Raw genomic sequence first — 19,663 nt, forward strand, 5'->3', positions numbered from 1 at the left:
CTGAAAAAAATATAGAGGTAGTACAATTTATTAATAAATGCATAATATATTGAAAGGCTGTTAAGAATGAATAGTAGAATAACTATGGTTAATGCAATATAAATGATTATCTACATTGACAAACTTAAGAGAATTCTATTATATTTAGTCATATAATACATTAAATCAATGACGGAAAAAGTACGTTACAGTCCATTTATAGAGAGAAGCTTCCATATGGCTGAAAGAAGCTTTAAATGAAGGGTAACAGAAAGCTAATCCTGAGAGCAGCTAATCACTGCCGTCTTGCCACGTTACGGCACCATGAGGTGATGAATTGATTGTTATAATAATCAATTCATAATTAGGGTGGTATCGCGAGTTAACTCTCGTCCCTTTTATAGGGGCGGGAGTTTTTTATATTTAAGGAGGAAAATACAATGAAACAACTAACAGGCGCACAAATTCGTCAAATGTTTTTAGACTTTTTCCAAGAAAAAGGACATGCAGTAGAACCTAGTGCATCACTAGTTCCGCATGAAGATCCATCTCTGTTATGGATTAACAGTGGTGTAGCGACATTAAAAAAATATTTTGATGGACGTGTAATCCCGCAAAATCCACGTATTACAAATGCCCAAAAATCAATTCGTACAAACGATATTGAAAACGTAGGGAAAACAGCTCGTCACCATACATTCTTTGAAATGTTAGGAAACTTCTCAATCGGTGATTACTTTAAAGAAGAAGCAATTACTTGGGCTTGGGAATTCTTAACGAGCGACAAATGGATCGGATTCGATAAAGAATTACTATCAGTTACAATCCATCCAGAAGATGAAGAAGCATTCACAATTTGGAATGAAAAAATGGGTGTTCCAAAAGAGCGCATCATCCGTTTAGAAGAAAACTTCTGGGATATCGGTGAAGGCCCAAGCGGACCGAATACAGAGATTTTCTATGACCGCGGAGAAGCTTATGGTAATGACTTTAGTGACCCAGAATTATATCCGGGCGGAGAAAACGAGCGTTACTTAGAAGTATGGAACCTTGTATTCTCTCAATTTAACCATAATCCAGACGGTTCATATACACCGCTTCCTAAGAAAAACATCGATACAGGGATGGGTCTAGAGCGTATGACATCTATCGTTCAAGATGTACCTACAAACTTTGATACAGACTTATTCATGCCGATGATTGGTGCAACAGAATCAATCTCTGGTGAGAAGTATCGTAATGGTGACTTAGAAAAAGATATGGCGTTTAAAGTAATTGCTGACCATATCCGTACAGTAACATTTGCTGTAGGTGACGGTGCTCTTCCATCTAACGAAGGCCGTGGTTATGTATTACGTCGTTTATTACGCCGCGCGGTTCGTTATTCGAAGAAATTAAACATCAACCGTCCATTCATGTTTGAATTAGTGCCGGTTGTTGGAGAGGTAATGAAAGACTTCTACCCAGAAGTACTTGAAAAGAAAGATTTCATAGCAAAAGTTGTGAAAAATGAAGAAGAGCGTTTCCATGAAACACTTCATGATGGGGAAGCAATTTTAGCTGAAGTTATCACAAAAGCAAAAGAAGAAAAAACAACTGTTATTTCTGGAGTAGATGCGTTCCGTCTATATGACACATATGGTTTCCCGATTGAATTAACAGAAGAATATGCAGAAGAAGCTGGTATGACAGTTGATCAGGAAGGCTTTGAAAGTGAAATGGAAAAACAACGTGAGCGCGCACGTGCTGCTCGTCAAGACGTTGATTCTATGCAAGTTCAAGGCGGTGTCCTTGGAGAAGTGAAAGTAGCGAGCGAGTTCGTTGGTTACGGTACAGTTGCAACAGAAAGTAACGTTGTTGCACTTGTGAAAAACGGCGAATACACAGATAGCTTACAAGCTGGTGAAGAAGGGCAATTAATGCTTGATGTAACACCATTCTATGCTGAGAGCGGTGGACAAATTGCAGACCGTGGTTACCTTCTTGCTGACGGCGTGAAAGTACTTGTAAAAGACGTACAAAAAGCACCAAATGGTCAAAACTTACACAAAGTTGTTGTTGAAGAAGGTACATTAACGAAAGATGCGGCTGTGAAAGCTATTATCGACACGAAAAACCGTAGTAGCGTTGTGAAAAACCATACAGCAACTCACTTACTACACCAAGCATTAAAAGACGTACTTGGAACGCATGTTAACCAAGCAGGTTCTCTTGTAACTTCTGAACGTTTACGCTTTGATTTCTCTCACTTCGGTCAAGTACAAGCTGACGAATTAGAAAAAATTGAGCGTATCGTAAACGAGAAAATTTGGGAAAGTATTGATGTTGAGATTTCTCAAAAAGCAATTGAAGAAGCGAAAGAAATGGGCGCAATGGCATTATTCGGTGAAAAATACGGTGATGTTGTACGCGTTGTACAAGTAGGCGATTATAGCTTAGAGCTTTGCGGTGGTTGTCACGTTGATAACACAGCTTCAATTGGTATTTTCAAAATCGTTGCTGAGTCTGGTATCGGTGCAGGAACGCGTCGTATTGAAGCAGTAACTGGTAAATCTGCATACGAATTAATGAACGATCAAGTAGGTTTATTAAAAGAAGCAGCAGGAAAAATGAAAACAAACCCGAAAGATATTTTAACAAGAGTGGATGGTTTATTTGCTGAAGTAAAACAACTTCAAAAAGAAAACGAATCTCTTGCTGCAAAATTAAGCAATATTGAAGCTGGAAACTTAACTGATTCAGTAATGACAGTTGATGGCGTAAACGTATTAGCAGCGAAAGTAAACGTTGCAGATATGAACAACTTACGTACGATGATGGATGACCTGAAAAATAAATTAGAGTCTGCAGTTGTCGTATTAGCGTCTGTAAATGATGATAAAGTAAACATCTTAGCTGGCGTAACGAAAGATTTAATTAGCCAAGGTTACCATGCTGGTAAACTTGTGAAAGAAGTAGCTTCTCGTTGTGGCGGCGGTGGTGGTGGCCGTCCTGACATGGCTCAAGCAGGCGGTAAAAACCCAGCGCAAGTTGAGGAAGCTTTAGCATTTGTACAAGAGTACGTTAAATCTGTTTCAAAATAAAGAGATAGTAGTGTACAATGGTAGGGAGAGGAGAAGTTCTTCTCCCTATACTTACTATATAAGTGAGGTGCTTGAAATGGACGGTTTTGATAAAACAATGAAGTTTAGCATTCAAGATGAAAAACAGAGTGTCCATGTAAATGATGTACTTTTAACTGTGTATGATGCACTTCAAGAAAAAGGCTATAATCCGATTAACCAAATCGTCGGTTATTTATTAAGTGGAGACCCAGCATACATACCTCGCCATAAAGATGCACGAAGCATCATTCGCAAGCTTGAACGTGATGAGTTAATTGAAGAGCTTGTGAAGTCGTACTTGAAACATCATCGTGAGGAGTAGTTTATGCGGATATTAGGTTTAGATGTAGGTACAAAAACAGTCGGAGTTGCAATGAGCGACGAAATGGGCTGGACAGCGCAAGGGCTGGAAACAATCAGGATTAACGAAGAACGGGGCCACTTTGGTTTTGATCGTATTTCTGAGTTAGTAAAGCAGTACAATGTGGACAAAATAGTAGTAGGTTTACCTAAAAATATGAATGGTACAATTGGCCCACGTGGTGAAGCGTGCCAGCAATTTGCAGAAAACCTGCGAAATCTGTTACAATTAGAAGTTGTAATGTGGGACGAGCGTTTGTCAACGATGGCAGCGGAACGTCTGCTCATTTCAGCTGATGTGAGTCGTAAGAAGCGAAAACAGGTAATTGATAAGATGGCTGCAGTCGTAATCTTACAAGGATTTTTAGATAGTAAATAAGAGGTGACCAAAATGGAAGAAAATCAAATTACAATTGTAGACGAAAAAGGTAACGAACATTTATGTGAAATTATTTTCACTTTTGATGCTGAAAAATTTGGCAAAAAATCATACGTAGTCTTCTCTCCAATCGGTGAAGTAGACGAAGATGGAGACCCAATTTATGATGCAATGGCTTATGAGCAAAATGAAGAAGAGGGCGGAAGTTTACTTCCAATCGAATCTGAAGAAGAGTGGGAAATGGTACAAGAAATGTTCAACACTCTAGCTGATGAGCAAGAAGCTGAATAATAAGTACTGAAAAGGTGGACGACATATAGTCCACCTTTTTTTATATGTAAAATGAAAGATTTTTTGTCGAAACCGTGTAATCCTTTGTAGTATAATGAGACGGATTGTAGAAAAATAAAATGTCTATCTAAAAAAAGATAAATAAATTTATTGTGTTTTTATATCGTGTTGTATAGAAAGATATACATACGGTCTACAATTTAATTAAGGAGGAAGAGTGTTGATAGAGAATCAAGTGAAAAAAAAGCGTAGACGTCTTTTTTTATTTTCGATTATTGCACTGCTTTTAGTTTGTGGTTCAGTCTATGCGTATATTTCATCCGCATTAGGACCAGTTGATAGCGGGAATAAAAAAGAGATTGAAGTAGAAATTCCAAAAGGATCATCTACTAGTAAAATTGGTGAGATTTTAGAAGAAAAAGGTGCTGTGAAAAACGGTACAGTTTTTAGTTTTTATACAAAGGCTAAATCTAAAAATTTACAAGCGGGTACATATTTATTAAATCCTTCAATGAGTGCCTCAGATGTTATTGAACAAATGTCATCTGGTAATGTACATCGTCCAGCTCTTTATAAAGTGACGATAAAAGAAGGTGCACAAGTAACTGAAATTGCAGAAACGGTTGCAAACGAATTAAAGTGGAATAAAGATGATGTCGTACGTCAATTAAACGATAAAGCATTTATTCAAAAAATGCAGCAAAAGTATCCGAAGTTGTTAACGGATAAAATCTTTGATAGCAATATTAAATATCCATTAGAAGGTTATTTATATCCTGCGACGTACTCTTTCTATAAAAAAGATACGACGTTAGAAGAAATTGTAATTCCAATGCTTGAGAAAACGAATGCAATCATTGTTCAAAACGAGGCAAAAATGAAAGCGAAAAACTGGGATGTTCATCAGCTTTTAACATTGTCTTCACTTATTGAAGAAGAGGCAACAGGCTTTACAGATCGTCAAAAAATCTCTAGTGTCTTTTATAATCGTTTGGAAAAAGGTATGCCCCTGCAAACTGATCCAACGGTATTATATGCACTTGGAAAGCATAAACAACGTGTATTATACGAAGATTTAAAGATAAACTCACCGTACAATACGTATGTTGTGAAAGGATTGCCGGTTGGTCCGATTGCAAACTCTGGTAAACATTCAGTGGAAGCGGCGTTAGAGCCTGCACAAACAGATTATTATTATTTCTTAGCTGCACCAACTGGTGAAGTGTACTATGCGAAAACATTGGAAGAGCATAATGCATTAAAGCAAAAATATATTACGAAAAAACAGTGAAATGGGGAGGGATAGCGAAAAATGTCGCACATCCCTCTTTTTTGTGGTAAAATATATCGGGTTAAAAACTGGCAGAAGAATCGTTTTTAATATCAAAACGGGACGTACAAGCTAAGGATGAAGCTGGCTTGTATTTTTATTGCATTCTATGTGTGAAAAGACGTCATAGAGGCACTTCTCCATGTAAATAAGGAGGACCATTATGGAGGATGCAGTTAACGAGTACCTATTATCATTTATTGATCCGAAAGATAAATTAATTCTTGAAATGGAAGATTATGCGAAAGAAAATCATGTGCCGATTATGGATCGACTTGGAATGGAATTTATGTTGCAATTTTTACGTTTAATTGGACCAAAAAGCATTTTAGAGCTTGGTACAGCAATTGGTTATTCTAGTATTCGTATGATGCAAGCTATTCCAAATTCTCGCATTGTGACAGTTGAACGCAATCGTGAGCGATATGAAAAAGCACTTGAATATATAGAACGTTCATCAGTTAAAGAGCGTATTTCTGTTATTTACGGTGATGCGTTAGAAACAGGTGAGCAAGTAGAAGAACATGGAACGTTTGACGTTATTTTTATTGATGCAGCAAAAGGACAATATCGTCGCTTTTTTGACTTATATGAACCGTTATTAAACCCTGGTGGGGTAATTATTTCAGATAATGTTATGTACCATGGCCTTGTAACGACAAAAGAGAAAATTGAAAACAGACGTACACGTGGTTTAATCCGTCGTATTAAGACGTACAATGAATGGCTTATGAACCATGAAGGATATGATACAACGATTTTCCCAATTGGTGATGGAGTAGCTGTTAGTAAAAAGAGAGGGTGACCAAGGTATGAAGAAACCTGAATTGTTAGTAACGCCAAAAGCAGTAGTGGATATCGAACCTCTTGCGAAAGCAGGAGCAGATGCGGTAATGATCGGTGAGCAAAAGTTCGGTTTACGTTTAGCAGGGGAATTTTCACGTGAAGATGTGAAACAAGCTGTGAAGATTGCGCATGAAAATGGTGTGAAAGTATACGTAGCAATGAACGCTATGTTCCACAATGATAAAGTAGACGAATTAACAGATTATGTTGCATTTTTAAACGAAGTAAGTGTAGATGCAATTGTTTTCGGAGACCCAGCAGTATTAATGGCGGTCCGAGAAGTAGCGCCAAATATGCAATTGCACTGGAATACAGAAACAACAGCAACAAACTGGTTTACTTGTAACTACTGGGGACAAAGAGGAGCAAAACGCGCTGTATTAGCTCGTGAGCTTAGCTTAGATGAAATTGTTGAATTAAAAGAAAATGCTGAAGTGGAACTTGAAGTACAAATTCACGGTATGACTTGTATGTTCCAATCGAAGCGTTCCTTAGTAGGAAACTACTTTGAGTATCAAGGACGTAATCTTGACATTGAAAAGAAAAAATATGAAGAGAATATGTTCTTATATGACCCAGAGCGTAACAATAAATATCCAATTTATGAAGATGAAAATGGTACTCACATTATGAGTCCAAACGATATTTGTTTCATCGATGAGTTAGAAGAACTAATTGACGCTGAAGTCGCTAGCTTAAAAGTTGATGGTGTACTAAAAAGCTCTGCATACATTATTGAGGTAACGAAGAAATATCGTAAAGCAATTGATTTATGTGTAGAAGATCGTGATGCGTATTATGACGTGAAAGACGATTTATATAAAGAGATAGAAGAAATGCAACCAGTAAATCGTCCGTTAGATACAGGATTCTTCTTTAAAGAGACGGTTTACTAAACGAGGAGGGTGTAGGAAATGATTGTACAAGAAATTTCACGAGTAATCGATGGCAAACGCGTTATTGTGAAGAAACCTGAACTGTTAATCCCTGCGGGTAACTTAGAAAAATTAAAAGTAGCTATCCATTATGGGGCAGATGCTGTATATTTAGGTGGACAAGAATTTGGTCTTCGTTCGAATGCAGGTAACTTTACACTGGAAGAAATGGCAGAAGGTGTTGAATTTGCAAAGAAATATGGAGCAAAAATATATGTAACAACAAATATCTTTGCACATAATGAAAATATGGACGGGCTAGAGGAATATTTAAAAGGGATTGAAAAAGCTGGCGTAACGGGAATTATCGTTGCTGATCCGCTTATTATTGAGACTTGTAAACGTGTAGCGCCTTCTGTTGAAGTGCATTTAAGTACACAACAATCACTATCCAACTGGAAAGCAGCACAGTATTGGAAAGAAGAAGGTTTACATCGTCTTGTATTAGCTCGTGAAGCAAGCTATGAAGAAATGAAAGAAATTAAAGAAAAAGTGGATATTGAAATTGAAGCGTTCGTCCATGGTGCAATGTGTATCGCATATTCAGGCAGATGTACGTTAAGTAACCATATGACAGCACGTGACTCTAACCGTGGTGGTTGTTGTCAATCTTGCCGTTGGGACTATGATTTAGTTCAAACAGTATCACAACATAAAGATGCAAAAGAGCTTCCTCTATTCCAAGAAGAAGATGCTCACTTTGCAATGAGTCCAAAAGACTTAAATTTAATTTTATCAATTCCCAAAATGATTGAAATTGGAATTGATAGCTTAAAAGTTGAAGGACGTATGAAATCAATCCATTACGTAGCAACTGTAGCAACGGTATACCGTAAAGTAATTGATGCGTATTGTGCGGATCCGGATAATTTTGAGTTTAAACAAGAATGGTTAGATGAGCTTGATAAATGTGCAAATCGTGATACAGCTCCCGCATTCTTTGAAGGGGTTCCAGGACATCAAGAGCAAATGTTTGGAAATCATAGTAAGAAAACAACGTATGATTTCGCTGGTTTAGTGTTAGATTATAATGAAGAAACAGGCATCGTAACGATTGAGCAACGTAATCATTTCAAACCAGGACATGAAGTGGAGTTCTTTGGGCCAGAAATAGAAAACTTTACGCAGACGGTGGAGAAAATTTGGGATGAGGATGGAAACGAATTAGATGCAGCGAGACATCCGCTGCAAATCGTGAAATTCAAAGTGGATCAACCAGTGTATGTGAATAATATGATGCGCAAAAGCATACTTCAATAAGAAAGAGTTGATAGTCGAATGGGGACGAATAAGCCTGTTGTAATTGGAATTGCTGGTGGTTCGGGATCAGGTAAAACGAGTGTAACGAAAGCGATTTTTGACCATTTTAAAGGTCATTCTATTTTAATCTTAGAGCAAGATTATTATTACAAAGATCAAAGCCATTTACCAATGGAAGAGCGTTTAAAAACAAATTATGATCATCCGCTTGCGTTTGATAATGATCTGTTAATTGAACATTTGCAGCAGTTACTTGCATATGAGCAAATTGATAAGCCTGTATATGACTATACATTGCATACGCGTTCAGAAGAAGTTATTCCAGTTGAGCCGAAAGATGTAATCATTTTAGAAGGAATTCTTATTTTAGAAGACCCACGTCTTTGTGAGTTAATGGACATTAAGCTATTCGTTGATACAGATGCAGATCTTCGTATTTTACGCCGCATGCAGCGTGATATTAAGGAACGCGGCCGTACGATGGATTCAGTTATTGATCAATACGTAAGTGTTGTACGTCCAATGCACAATCAATTTATTGAGCCTTCTAAGAAATTTGCGGATATTATTATCCCTGAAGGTGGACAAAACCATGTTGCAATTGATATTATGGTGACAAAAATTGCAACAATTCTTGAACAAAAAGTAAATTTGTAATAGCATAGTAAAAGATATACGATAGGAAGGGATTTTTTCCCTTCCTATCGAATACAATGAAACATGCAACCTCATCTATATATAGGTGAGGGCATATTTATATCAACTTTCCATACATATCTTCTTTATATAAAGAGGAATTGGGAATACGGGGTTGTATGTGACAACTCCGCTAGTACAGGCGTGCTAGAAACCTCCGCTATACATATAAGTGGGGGAGTTTTCATATGGAACTCCTCTTTTTTTTCGGGGGATTGGTATATAAAAGGAGTGGAAAATATGGCAACAGAAAAAACATACCCTATGACGCAAGAGGGTAAGCAAAAGCTAGAGAACGAACTTGAAGATTTAAAAACGGTAAAACGTAAAGAGGTTGTAGAGCGAATTAAGATTGCACGTAGCTTCGGAGATCTTTCTGAGAACTCTGAGTATGATGCAGCGAAAGATGAGCAAGCGTTCGTAGAAGGACGTATTACACAATTAGAAAACATGATTCGTAACGCAGTTATCATCACAGATAACGGCGAAGAGTCTACAGTTGTTACATTAGGTAAAACAGTAACATTTAAAGAGTTACCAGGTGGAGATGAAGAATCTTACACAATCGTAGGTAGCGCAGAAGCAGATCCATTTGAAGGAAGAATTTCTAACGATTCTCCAATTGCAAAAAGCTTATTAGGTAAGCAAATTGGTGAGAAGGTAGCAATCCAAACTCCAGGTGGAGAAATGCAAGTAGAGATTATCTCTGTAAAATAATAAAAAATCACTCGTGTAAAAGCGAGTGATTTTTTTATTTGTATAAAAGATGAAACACTCCGTCCAAACTATAATAGACGAGGTGTTTTTTTATGAAAATAAAACGGAGAATTACAATTGTTTTAATTTTTTTTATATGTATCATGTTTATTTTACTTTGTCGTTTAATTCAAATACAAATTATAGATACAGAATCATTTACAGATCGTAAGATAAATTTAATTGAAAAAAGTGTTACACAACGGACGCAGTCCATTACGGTAGATGATGGACGAGGCCATTTTATAGATCGGAACGGTAAGGGAATAGGTGAGAAAAAGTATCCTGTTTTAATTGTTTTTCCATTTCTACAAATAAAAAATGACATGTTAGAGAAAATTGCGCATATCATTGGTGTGTCGAGACAAGAGATTGAAAGTCAAATGAAAGACAAGAAAAGTGCATTTATCATGCAAAGGGGAAATGGTCCATTTCGCTTGGCACGAGAGCAGATGGAGAAGGTAAATCAATTAAATGTATTAGGTATTGTAGCAGCTGAAGTTCGTTTACGGCAAACTGGCAGGGTGAATCATTTAATTGGCGATGTGGGGGAGAATGAACGAGAATTTCAAAAACGATACGGAGAAGTAAGAAAAATTTCAAGGCAAACGCCAATTGGTATTTCAGGATTGCAGCAATCATTTGATGAATTTCTTTTGACCGATGGAGAGGCAAAAGTATTGTATCAAGTGGACCGACAAGGGGAACCGATTTTTGGAAAACAAGCGAAATATACTGCGCCTGGAAATCCGTTTTATCCAGTGACGATTCAAACAACTTTACATAACAGGTTACAGCAAAAAGCAGAAGAAGTGGTTGAAGCAAGCGAAATAAAGAAGGGGGGATTAGTATTACTTGATGTAAAGACAAATGAAATTTTAGCGATGGTCAGTAAACCATCTGTGCAGGTGAAGGATGAGCGTTTATATACAACTACACTTGAAAATCAAATGTTGACACCACATTTTCCCGGTTCTGTTTTTAAAACAATAGTTGCAGCGGCAGTGATTGATCAAAATGAAAATGTGTTTAATCGTACATTTAATTGTAATCAAGATTTATATGGTGAAGACCACCCACAAGTTATGATGGGTACACTTAGTTTTAAAGAGAGCTTTGCTAGAAGCTGTAACAGGACATTTTCAGAGTTAGGTAATGAGCTAATACAAAAGGATAAGATGGTGTTAGAAACTTACGTAGCAGCGTTAGGAGCCGCTAGTAAGGTTGGATGGAAAGGTTCTGTATTTCATACAACTCATTTTGAGCAAATGCCAGAGGAGAAGAGGGTTACGATTTGGGGTAGTGAAGGAAATAAGAATAGTAAAAAGGCGGTAGCGCAAACAGCAATTGGACAAAAAGATGTACGTATGTCACCTCTAGCGATTGCAAATATGATGGCGACGATTGCTAGAGGTGGAGAAAAGATGGAAGTGAAAGCTGTGGAAAAAATAATGTATAAAAATGGAACGGACTTCTATACATTTGAAGACCATACATTAGGTGGAAAACAGCTTTCCTATGAAACGGTGAAAACATTACAAGAGTTATTAAGGGGCGTTGTAACAACGGAGAAAGGAACAGGAGCAGCATTCAGGTCGTTACCACTAAGTGTTGCCGGAAAATCTGGGACAGCGCAAACAGGAAAAGGGATGAAAGTGAATCGTTGGTTTGCAGGTTATTTTCCATATGAAAATCCAAGATATGCTTTAGTTGTCGTGGATATAGAAACGAATAGCAATGTAAATAAAGTTACACCTATTTTCAAAGCTATCGTAGAATCAATCTATCGATTAGAGAATGAAAAGTAATCTTGCAATTCATAGTGAAATGTTTTCATTTCGTGAAAATATTATTGTAAATGTTCAACCTTTCTAGATTTAATGTTACAATAGCAAGTATGAAAAACTGCATGGAGGTTTGAAGAATGGCAGGAGGATCTAGATTCCAACAGAAACAACAAAAACGTCGTCAAAACGGTGTTTTAAATATTGCAATTGCAATTGTATTAATATTAGTAGCTATTGTATCATATCAATTGTTTGTTCCTGAAAGAAAAGAACAAGCGTCTTCTAGTGATAAAAAAGTAGCTCAGCAAACAACAAAAGAGAATAAGTCTGAGAAAGCTAAAGGCAAAGAAGAGACGAAGAAGAACGAGCAAGATAAGGCAGAGGCTAAGAATAAGGAAGAAGAGAAGCAAAAGGCTGAAGAAGAACAGAAAAAAGCTGAAGAAGAAGCGAAAGCTAACGAGAAAGTACCAGCTGAAAAAACACAGCCAAAGGCAACTGACGCTTATACGAAGTCTTCTTGGAAGCCAGTAGGTACAGAGCAAGGTGCAACACCTGCGATGACGTTTAAAAAAGGTACAGCAGATTGGAATGAGATGAACCAAGCAATTTCAGCTGCAATTGACGTTCCAGTAGAGCAATTAGTTATTCATCGAATCGGAAATAACGGTAAAAATAAAGCTTACGGTAACGTACAAGATAAACAATCAGGTAAAAAATATTATGTAAATATTGATTGGGTAGAGAATGAGGGCTGGAAACCAGTACTTGTTCAAACTCTAAACTAAAAAAGAGAGGCTCCTTAGGAGCTTCTCTTTTTTGTTAACGCAATTTCTTTAATTTAAAATGAACAACCGCGCTATAATATGGCCTTTTGCTTTCGGGATCCATAACCATTTGATGCGAGATGTGATGAACTTCAAGCATAAGTGCTTTATTATTATCGATTTGTTCACTAATTTTTCGTTCCAAAGAAGCTAAGTCTCCTGCTTCGAAAAACTCTACTTTATCTTCTAACATTTCAAAGGTAAATGACACGAAGACGACCCCTCTCCTATGTAATCAACTATAGTGTAACAAAGAAAAGAAGGAAATACCATGTACATTTCAATTGACATTTTTAGAAAGAGGGCATATTATACTGATAAAACCGATAAGAAAAAGGGGAATTTTTATGGGTACAGAATTTAATGGTTTATTTGATGAGTGGGCTCATACGTACGACTCATTTGTACAAGGCGAAGATATACAATATAAAGAAGTTTTCGCCCATTATGAGGACATTCTAGAGGATGTAGTTAACAAGTCATTTGGTAATGTATTAGAATTTGGTGTTGGTACTGGCAATTTAACAAATAAATTATTGTTTGCTGGACGCACAGTTTACGGTATAGAACCGTCACGTGAAATGCGCATGATTGCAAAAGAGAAATTGCCAAAAGAATTGTCCATTACAGAAGGTGATTTTCTTTCGTTTGAAGTCCCAAATTCAATTGATACCATAGTAAGCACCTACGCATTTCATCATTTAACAGATGATGAAAAAAATGTAGCGATTGCGAAGTATAGTCAATTGCTAAACAAAGGTGGTAAAATAGTGTTTGCTGATACGATATTTGCAGATCAAGATGCATATGATAAAACTGTTGAAACAGCAAAACAAAGAGGTTTCCATCAGTTAGCAAACGATTTGCAAACGGAATACTATACACGTATTCCAGTCATGCAGTCTATTTTTGAAAACAATGGCTTCCATGTAACGTTTACGAGATTAAATCATTTCGTTTGGGTAATGGAGGCAACTAAGCAATAGAAAGAGGGATTAGATTGAGAATTGCTGTAATTGGAGCAATGGAAGAAGAAGTACGTATTTTACGTGACAAATTAGAACAAGCAGAAACAGAAACGGTTGCGGGTTGTGAATTTACGAAAGGACAATTAGCAGGACACGAAGTAATCTTGTTAAAGTCTGGTATTGGTAAAGTAAATGCAGCGATGTCAACGACAATTTTATTAGAAAGATATAAGCCTGAAAAAGTAATTAATACTGGTTCAGCTGGTGGCTTCCATCATTCTCTAAACGTTGGAGATGTAGTTATTTCAACAGAAGTTCGTCATCATGACGTAGATGTAACAGCATTTAACTATGAGTATGGTCAAGTACCAGGAATGCCTCCTGGATTCAAGGCTGATGAAGCATTAGTTACATTAGCTGAGAAATGTATGCAGGCAGAAGAAAATATTCAAGTTGTAAAAGGTATGATTGCAACAGGTGATTCATTTATGAGTGATCCGAACCGCGTTGCAGCAATTCGTGATAAATTTGAAGACCTTTATGCAGTAGAAATGGAAGCAGCAGCTGTTGCACAAGTATGCCACCAATATGAAGTTCCGTTTGTTATTATTCGTGCGCTTTCTGATATTGCAGGTAAAGAATCAAATGTTTCATTTGATCAATTTTTAGATCAAGCAGCTCTTCATTCTACAAACTTTATCGTAAAAGTACTAGAAGAGTTAAAGTAATGTAACAAAAAGGCAACTGTCTCATATAAAGAAAATACATACAGTTGCCTTTTCTTTATTGGCAAATAAGGGGGAGAACACGATGAATGTATATCGTGGAGTTCATGAGTTGATTGGTCATACACCAATTGTAGAAATTACTCGTTTTTCACTTCCAGAAGGGGTCCGTTTATTTGCAAAGCTTGAATTTTATAACCCAGGTGGAAGCGTTAAGGACCGTTTAGGAAGAGAATTAATCGAAGATGCGCTAGAAAAAGGGCTTGTTACCCAGGGTGGAACAATTATTGAACCAACTGCTGGAAATACTGGTATTGGACTGGCACTTGCAGCGTTACAACATGATTTACGCGTTATTGTTTGTGTACCAGAGAAATTTAGTATTGAAAAACAAGAATTAATGAAAGCACTAGGCGCAACGGTCGTGCATACACCGACTGAGCAAGGAATGACCGGCGCAATTGCAAAAGCAAAAGAATTAGTAAATGAAATACCGAATTCATACTCTCCAAGTCAGTTTGCGAATGAAGCAAACCCGCGTGCTTATTTCAAAACACTAGGTCCTGAACTGTGGGATGCACTGAACGGAGAGATTAACATATTTGTTGCAGGAGCAGGAACTGGTGGTACATTCATGGGGACTGCATCTTATTTGAAAGAAAAAAATATAGATATAAAAACGGTTATTGTCGAACCAGAAGGATCTATTTTAAATGGTGGTAAAGCTGGTTCGCATGAAACAGAAGGGATTGGCCTTGAATTTATCCCGCCATTTTTGAAAACATCTTATTTTGATGAAATTCATACAATTTCTGATCGAAATGCATTTTTACGAGTGAAGGAATTAGCGCAAAAAGAAGGACTGCTCGTTGGGAGCTCTTCCGGAGCAGCATTTCATGCAAGTTTACTTGAAGCAGAGAAAGCGGCGCCAGGTACAAATATTGTAACGATTTTTCCTGATAGTAGTGAGCGTTATTTAAGTAAAGACATATACAAAGGATGGGAATAAAAAATGAGAGCAAAGACAAAGTTAATTCATGGTATTCGCATAGGAGAACCTTCAACTGGATCTGTAAATGTACCGATTTATCAAACAAGTACGTACAAACAAGAAGCAGTTGGTAAGCATCAAGGATATGAATATTCACGTACAGGCAACCCAACACGTGCAGCTTTAGAAGAAATGATTGCAGTATTAGAAAACGGTCATGCTGGTTTTGCATTTGGTTCAGGAATGGCTGCTATTACAGCTACAATTATGTTGTTCTCAAAAGGTGACCACGTTATTTTAACAGATGATGTGTATGGTGGAACGTACCGCGTTATCACGAAAGTATTAAATCGCTTCGGCATTGAGCATACATTTGTAGATACAACAAACCTAGAGGAAGTTGTAGAAGCGATTCGTCCAAATACGAAAGCGATTTATGTGGAAACACCAACGAACCCATTACTGAAAATTACTGATATTAAGAAAATAGCTACTCTTGCTAAAGAGAAAGATTTATTAACAATTATCGATAACACATTCATGACGCCATATTGGCAGTCGCCGATTACTTTAGGAGCAGACATTGTACTTCATAGTGCAACGAAATATTTAGGAGGTCATAGTGACGTAGTTGCAGGCCTAGTAGTTGTAAATAGCCCGCAATTAGCAGAAGACCTTCACTTTGTACAAAACTCAACAGGAGGCATTCTTGGCCCACAAGATAGCTTCTTACTACTTCGTGGTTTAAAAACATTAGGAATTCGAATGGAAGAGCATGAAACGAATTCACGTGCAATTGCTGAGTTTTTAAATAACCATCCAAAAGTAAATAAAGTATATTACCCAGGTCTTGCATCACATCAAAACCATGAACTAGCGACAGAACAAGCAAATGGATTTGGTGCTATTATCTCATTTGATGTAGATAGTGAAGAAACATTAAATAAAGTACTAGAGAACTTACAATACTTTACACTTGCTGAAAGTTTAGGGGCAGTAGAAAGTTTAATTTCTATCCCATCTCAAATGACACATGCATCAATCCCAGCAGATCGTCGTAAAGAGCTAGGAATTACAGATACATTAATTCGTATTTCTGTCGGTATTGAAGACGGTGAAGATTTAATTGAAGATCTAGCACAAGCGTTAGCATAGTAAAAATGCACTGCTCATATAGGCAGTGCATTTTTATTACATCTTTTTGTGAAAAACTTCACAAAATAGACATACACAAATGAAATCATTTCATGTATATTAAGTTCATGAAGTGTTACTCACGAACAAACTTGTGAAATATTTCACAAACAATGAGGTTCATGTAGGAAAGCAACTCTATTTTTTTTGCGCTAATCGGGACTCATTATGACCTATAGGGTCTTATTTAGTCCGTGATAGCAGAATAGGAGGAATTTACATGGTAGTCAAAGAGAAAGTTGTAAATGAAATGCAGGAAGTAAAAGAGATGATTGATACGTTAGTGAATAACGGTCGAAAGGCTTTACAAGCATTAGAAAGTTTTACACAAGAGCAAATTGACAACATTGTTCATGAAATGGCATTAGCAGGTGTTGATCAACATATGCCGCTTGCGAAGTTGGCTGTTGAAGAAACAGGTCGTGGTGTATATGAAGATAAATGTATTAAAAATATTTTTGCTACTGAATATATTTGGCATAGCATAAAAAAAGATAAAACAGTAGGGATTATTCACGAAGATCCTCATGAAGAAATAATAGAAATTGCGGAACCTGTCGGTGTAGTAGCTGGGGTAACGCCAGTAACGAATCCAACGTCGACAACAATGTTTAAAGCATTAATCGCGATGAAAACGAGAAATCCAATTATTTTCGCATTTCATCCCTCAGCACAAAACTGTTCCATTGCAGCGGCGAAAACAGTATATGATGCAGCGGTGAAGGCCGGGGCACCAAAATATTGTATTCAGTGGATTGAAAGACCTTCTGTCGAAGCAACGAAACAATTAATGAACCATGAAGGTGTTGCGCTTGTTTTGGCAACTGGAGGAGCAGGTATGGTGAAATCAGCTTATTCTACTGGAAAACCAGCGCTAGGTGTAGGTCCTGGTAATGTACCATGCTATATAGAGAAATCAGCGCATATAAAACGAGCTGTTAATGATTTAATTTTATCAAAAACATTTGATAACGGTATGATTTGTGCATCAGAACAAGCAATCATTGTAGACAAGGAAATTTATGATGATGTGAAAAAAGAAATGATTGCAAACAATTGTTACTTTGTAACAGAAGAAGAGAGAAGAAAATTAGAAAAGCTTGTTATTAATGAAAATACATGTGCAGTAAATAGTGATATTGTAGGGAAATCAGCACAGTACATTGCCGCATTAGTTGGAATTACTGTGCCTGAAAATACAAAAATGCTTGTAGCTGAAATACAAGGTATCGGAGGAGCATATCCACTATCTCGTGAGAAACTGAGTCCAGTATTAGCTTGTGTAAAAGCAAATTCACTAGAAGAGGGACTTACATATTGCGAAGACATGTTAGACCTTGGTGGTTTAGGACATTCAGCAGTCATTCATTCTACAAATAAAGAAGTACAAAAACAATTTGGATTACGTATGAAAGCTTGCCGTCTTATTGTAAACGCTCCTTCATCACAAGGTGGAATCGGTGATATATATAATGGATTTATTCCATCACTTACGCTCGGTTGCGGCTCGTATGGGAAAAACTCAGTTTCTCAAAACGTAACAGCGACGCATTTATTAAATATAAAAAGGTTGGCAAATAGAAAAAAGAATATGCAGTGGTTCAAATTACCACCAAAAATTTATTTTGAAAAACATGCGACAGCATATTTAGCAAATATGCCTAACATTTCACGTGCATTTATTGTAACGGATCCAGGAATGGTTGAGCACGGATATGTAGATACGGTTACGCATTATTTACGTAAACATGCAAATGATGTAAAAGTCGAAGTTTTCTTTGAGGTCGAGCCAGATCCATCAGATGAAACTGTGTTTAAAGGTGCGGAAATGATGAGAAGTTTTAAGCCAGATGTAATTATCGCACTTGGTGGTGGTTCAGCTATGGATGCAGCGAAAGGGATGTGGCTTTTCTATGAGCAACCAGAAACAACATTCTATGGAATTAAACAGAAGTTTTTAGATATAAGAAAACGTACATGTAAATATCCGGAATTAGGAAGTAAGGCGCAGTTTGTTGCCATTCCAACAACATCAGGAACAGGATCAGAAGTAACACCATTTGCCGTTATTACAGATAAGAAAAATAATATAAAGTATCCGCTCGCGGATTATGAATTAACACCAGATGTAGCAATTGTTGATCCACAGTTTGTAATGACAGTACCACCACATGTAACAGCAGACACTGGTATGGACGTATTAACGCATGCAATCGAGGCGTATGTGTCTGTTCTAGCAAATGACTATACAGATGGATTAGCATTAAAGGCCATTGATCTCGTATTTAAATATTTACCAAGAGCATTTAAAGATGGAAATGACGAAGAAGCACGAGAAAAAATGCATAATGCTTCTGCAATCGCAGGGATGGCATTTGCAAATGCTTTCTTAGGTATTAATCACAGCTTAGCACATAAAATTGGACCGGAATTTCATATTCCGCATGGGCGTGCGAATGCAATTCTTATGCCGCACGTAGTTCGCTATAATGCTATTAAGCCAAGAAAACACGCATTGTTCCCAAAATATGAGCACTTTGTGGCTGATGAACGCTATGCACATATTGCGAGAATGCTCGGGCTTCCAGCAGGCTCGACAGCAGAAGGTGTGGAATCCCTCGTCCAAGCAATTATTGAGCTTGGAAAAAGCTTAAATATAAATATGAGTATTGCAGGACAAGGAGTTGCTAAAGACCAATTTGAAGAGGTTGTTGGATTATTAGCAGAAAGAGCTTTTGAAGATCAATGTACAACAGCTAATCCGAAATTACCTCTTATTTCAGAGTTGAAAGAAATTTATATGGAAGCATATAAAGGGGAGTAATGGGTATGAAAGAGTCGCAATAAAGCGGCTCTTTTTCATTTGGAAAACATCTCCCAGAATGGCTGTATTTACTGGTCTTTAAGTTTAATAGAATATGATACAGTGAAATAGAGGAGTGAGAATATAATGAAAGAATTACAAGGGAAAATAGAAGATTATACTCGGTTCGGACAAATCCTTCTCGCTGTAAGTACATTGTTAATGGTTGGCTTATTGATTCCGAATGGAGCAAAAGAAGCAATACAATCTTTTGTTATGATGGGGAGTACCATTATATTTTTAAGTTTATCATTCTTTTTCTTTCAGCGTGTGAAAGTGATGCGAGAACAGTTAGAGGGAAACGAATGTGAGTAATATTATGAAATAGAGCACTACGAAAAGAATGAATCTTTTTGTAGTGCTTTTTGTTTTTGT

19 protein-coding genes and 1 other annotated feature are annotated in these 19,663 nt (G+C 37.0%); of the genes, 18 read left to right on the forward strand and 1 reads right to left on the reverse strand.

The genetic code is table 11. From position 1 onward, the window contains the following. Positions 1–159: 159 nt before the first annotated feature. Positions 160–379 (forward strand) — a binding site (T-box leader). 40 nt (positions 380–419) lie between these two features. The 12 genes from alaS (at position 420) to RBB48_RS01535 (ending at position 12,508) form a co-directional block, all read left to right on the forward strand. After that, the gene (alaS, locus tag RBB48_RS01480; protein ID WP_048541432.1) at positions 420–3,062 is read left to right on the forward strand and encodes an alanine--tRNA ligase; all 2,643 of its coding nucleotides are present in this window, start codon (positions 420–422) and stop codon (positions 3,060–3,062) included. A 76-nt stretch (positions 3,063–3,138) separates the two neighbouring features. Continuing rightward, a complete protein-coding gene (locus RBB48_RS01485) occupies positions 3,139–3,405 on the forward strand; it encodes an IreB family regulatory phosphoprotein (protein ID WP_000348590.1) in 267 nt (88 codons plus the stop codon). Positions 3,406–3,408: 3 nt separating this feature from the next. Beyond that, positions 3,409–3,822, forward strand: a complete 414-nt coding sequence (ruvX, locus tag RBB48_RS01490; RefSeq protein ID WP_001221204.1) for a Holliday junction resolvase RuvX — start codon at positions 3,409–3,411, stop codon at positions 3,820–3,822. 12 nt (positions 3,823–3,834) lie between these two features. Next, on the forward strand, positions 3,835–4,113 hold the full coding sequence (locus RBB48_RS01495) for a DUF1292 domain-containing protein (RefSeq protein WP_000392245.1): 279 nt from the start codon (positions 3,835–3,837) through the stop codon (positions 4,111–4,113). Positions 4,114–4,333: 220 nt separating this feature from the next. After that, a complete protein-coding gene (gene mltG, locus RBB48_RS01500; RefSeq protein ID WP_097860387.1) occupies positions 4,334–5,404 on the forward strand; it encodes an endolytic transglycosylase MltG in 1,071 nt (356 codons plus the stop codon). Positions 5,405–5,606: 202 nt separating this feature from the next. Continuing rightward, a complete protein-coding gene (locus RBB48_RS01505) occupies positions 5,607–6,248 on the forward strand; it encodes an O-methyltransferase (RefSeq protein WP_046956307.1) in 642 nt (213 codons plus the stop codon). A 7-nt stretch (positions 6,249–6,255) separates the two neighbouring features. Continuing rightward, positions 6,256–7,185: a peptidase U32 family protein gene (locus RBB48_RS01510; protein WP_000742789.1), complete on the forward strand. Its 930-nt coding sequence runs from the start codon at positions 6,256–6,258 to the stop codon at positions 7,183–7,185. Positions 7,186–7,203: 18 nt separating this feature from the next. Next, complete coding sequence (locus tag RBB48_RS01515; RefSeq protein WP_306007335.1) at positions 7,204–8,484, forward strand: peptidase U32 family protein; 1,281 nt, start codon at positions 7,204–7,206, stop codon at positions 8,482–8,484. Positions 8,485–8,502: 18 nt separating this feature from the next. Next, entirely contained in the window at positions 8,503–9,141 is a 639-nt protein-coding gene (gene udk, locus RBB48_RS01520) for a uridine kinase (protein WP_000537082.1), read from the forward strand. 279 nt (positions 9,142–9,420) lie between these two features. Then, on the forward strand, positions 9,421–9,897 hold the full coding sequence (gene greA / locus RBB48_RS01525; protein ID WP_000179964.1) for a transcription elongation factor GreA: 477 nt from the start codon (positions 9,421–9,423) through the stop codon (positions 9,895–9,897). A 92-nt stretch (positions 9,898–9,989) separates the two neighbouring features. Next, entirely contained in the window at positions 9,990–11,744 is a 1,755-nt protein-coding gene (locus tag RBB48_RS01530; RefSeq protein WP_088064456.1) for a peptidoglycan D,D-transpeptidase FtsI family protein, read from the forward strand. Between the two features lie 116 nt (positions 11,745–11,860). Further along, on the forward strand, positions 11,861–12,508 hold the full coding sequence (locus tag RBB48_RS01535; RefSeq protein WP_060488236.1) for a YrrS family protein: 648 nt from the start codon (positions 11,861–11,863) through the stop codon (positions 12,506–12,508). Between the two features lie 34 nt (positions 12,509–12,542). Here the strand turns inward: RBB48_RS01535 and RBB48_RS01540 are convergent, their stop codons facing one another. Next, positions 12,543–12,758, reverse strand: a complete 216-nt coding sequence (locus RBB48_RS01540) for a YrzA family protein (RefSeq protein WP_000010984.1) — start codon at positions 12,756–12,758, stop codon at positions 12,543–12,545. Between the two features lie 136 nt (positions 12,759–12,894). Here RBB48_RS01540 and RBB48_RS01545 point away from each other — a divergent pair, with 136 nt between their 5' ends. From RBB48_RS01545 to RBB48_RS01570, 6 genes are all read left to right on the forward strand, one after another. Further along, on the forward strand, positions 12,895–13,533 hold the full coding sequence (locus RBB48_RS01545; RefSeq protein ID WP_098133951.1) for a class I SAM-dependent DNA methyltransferase: 639 nt from the start codon (positions 12,895–12,897) through the stop codon (positions 13,531–13,533). Between the two features lie 14 nt (positions 13,534–13,547). Beyond that, positions 13,548–14,243 carry a 5'-methylthioadenosine/S-adenosylhomocysteine nucleosidase gene (gene mtnN, locus RBB48_RS01550; protein WP_048531328.1) on the forward strand — a complete coding sequence of 232 codons (696 nt, stop codon included), beginning with the start codon at positions 13,548–13,550 and terminating at the stop codon, positions 14,241–14,243. Positions 14,244–14,325: 82 nt separating this feature from the next. After that, positions 14,326–15,249: an O-acetylserine dependent cystathionine beta-synthase gene (locus RBB48_RS01555; protein ID WP_097906792.1), complete on the forward strand. Its 924-nt coding sequence runs from the start codon at positions 14,326–14,328 to the stop codon at positions 15,247–15,249. 3 nt (positions 15,250–15,252) lie between these two features. Then, positions 15,253–16,386, forward strand: a complete 1,134-nt coding sequence (locus RBB48_RS01560; protein WP_098133950.1) for a bifunctional cystathionine gamma-lyase/homocysteine desulfhydrase — start codon at positions 15,253–15,255, stop codon at positions 16,384–16,386. 259 nt (positions 16,387–16,645) lie between these two features. Beyond that, positions 16,646–19,249 (forward strand): bifunctional acetaldehyde-CoA/alcohol dehydrogenase, encoded by a 2,604-nt coding sequence (gene adhE / locus RBB48_RS01565; protein WP_098133949.1) that lies wholly within the window; start codon positions 16,646–16,648, stop codon positions 19,247–19,249. Positions 19,250–19,375: 126 nt separating this feature from the next. After that, positions 19,376–19,603 carry a YrhC family protein gene (locus RBB48_RS01570; RefSeq protein ID WP_098133948.1) on the forward strand — a complete coding sequence of 76 codons (228 nt, stop codon included), beginning with the start codon at positions 19,376–19,378 and terminating at the stop codon, positions 19,601–19,603. Positions 19,604–19,663: the final 60 nt, after the last annotated feature.

Source organism: Bacillus sp. MMSF_3353, from assembly GCF_030733445.1.
Taxonomy (GTDB): Bacteria; Bacillota; Bacilli; order Bacillales; family Bacillaceae_G; genus Bacillus_A; species Bacillus_A wiedmannii.

What these genes read in the sequence shown, in the direction of transcription:
- RBB48_RS01515 (WP_306007335.1), top strand. Translation starts at nt 7,204, where the DNA reads ATGATTGTACAAGAAATTTCACGAGTAATCGATGGCAAACGCGTTATT.
- adhE (WP_098133949.1), top strand. Translation starts at nt 16,646, where the DNA reads ATGGTAGTCAAAGAGAAAGTTGTAAATGAAATGCAGGAAGTAAAAGAG.
- RBB48_RS01530 (WP_088064456.1), top strand. Translation starts at nt 9,990, where the DNA reads ATGAAAATAAAACGGAGAATTACAATTGTTTTAATTTTTTTTATATGT.
- RBB48_RS01560 (WP_098133950.1), top strand. Translation starts at nt 15,253, where the DNA reads ATGAGAGCAAAGACAAAGTTAATTCATGGTATTCGCATAGGAGAACCT.
- alaS (WP_048541432.1), top strand. Translation starts at nt 420, where the DNA reads ATGAAACAACTAACAGGCGCACAAATTCGTCAAATGTTTTTAGACTTT.
- RBB48_RS01545 (WP_098133951.1), top strand. Translation starts at nt 12,895, where the DNA reads ATGGGTACAGAATTTAATGGTTTATTTGATGAGTGGGCTCATACGTAC.
- ruvX (WP_001221204.1), top strand. Translation starts at nt 3,409, where the DNA reads ATGCGGATATTAGGTTTAGATGTAGGTACAAAAACAGTCGGAGTTGCA.
- greA (WP_000179964.1), top strand. Translation starts at nt 9,421, where the DNA reads ATGGCAACAGAAAAAACATACCCTATGACGCAAGAGGGTAAGCAAAAG.
- RBB48_RS01495 (WP_000392245.1), top strand. Translation starts at nt 3,835, where the DNA reads ATGGAAGAAAATCAAATTACAATTGTAGACGAAAAAGGTAACGAACAT.
- RBB48_RS01485 (WP_000348590.1), top strand. Translation starts at nt 3,139, where the DNA reads ATGGACGGTTTTGATAAAACAATGAAGTTTAGCATTCAAGATGAAAAA.
- RBB48_RS01505 (WP_046956307.1), top strand. Translation starts at nt 5,607, where the DNA reads ATGGAGGATGCAGTTAACGAGTACCTATTATCATTTATTGATCCGAAA.
- RBB48_RS01535 (WP_060488236.1), top strand. Translation starts at nt 11,861, where the DNA reads ATGGCAGGAGGATCTAGATTCCAACAGAAACAACAAAAACGTCGTCAA.
- RBB48_RS01570 (WP_098133948.1), top strand. Translation starts at nt 19,376, where the DNA reads ATGAAAGAATTACAAGGGAAAATAGAAGATTATACTCGGTTCGGACAA.
- RBB48_RS01510 (WP_000742789.1), top strand. Translation starts at nt 6,256, where the DNA reads ATGAAGAAACCTGAATTGTTAGTAACGCCAAAAGCAGTAGTGGATATC.
- RBB48_RS01555 (WP_097906792.1), top strand. Translation starts at nt 14,326, where the DNA reads ATGAATGTATATCGTGGAGTTCATGAGTTGATTGGTCATACACCAATT.
- udk (WP_000537082.1), top strand. Translation starts at nt 8,503, where the DNA reads ATGGGGACGAATAAGCCTGTTGTAATTGGAATTGCTGGTGGTTCGGGA.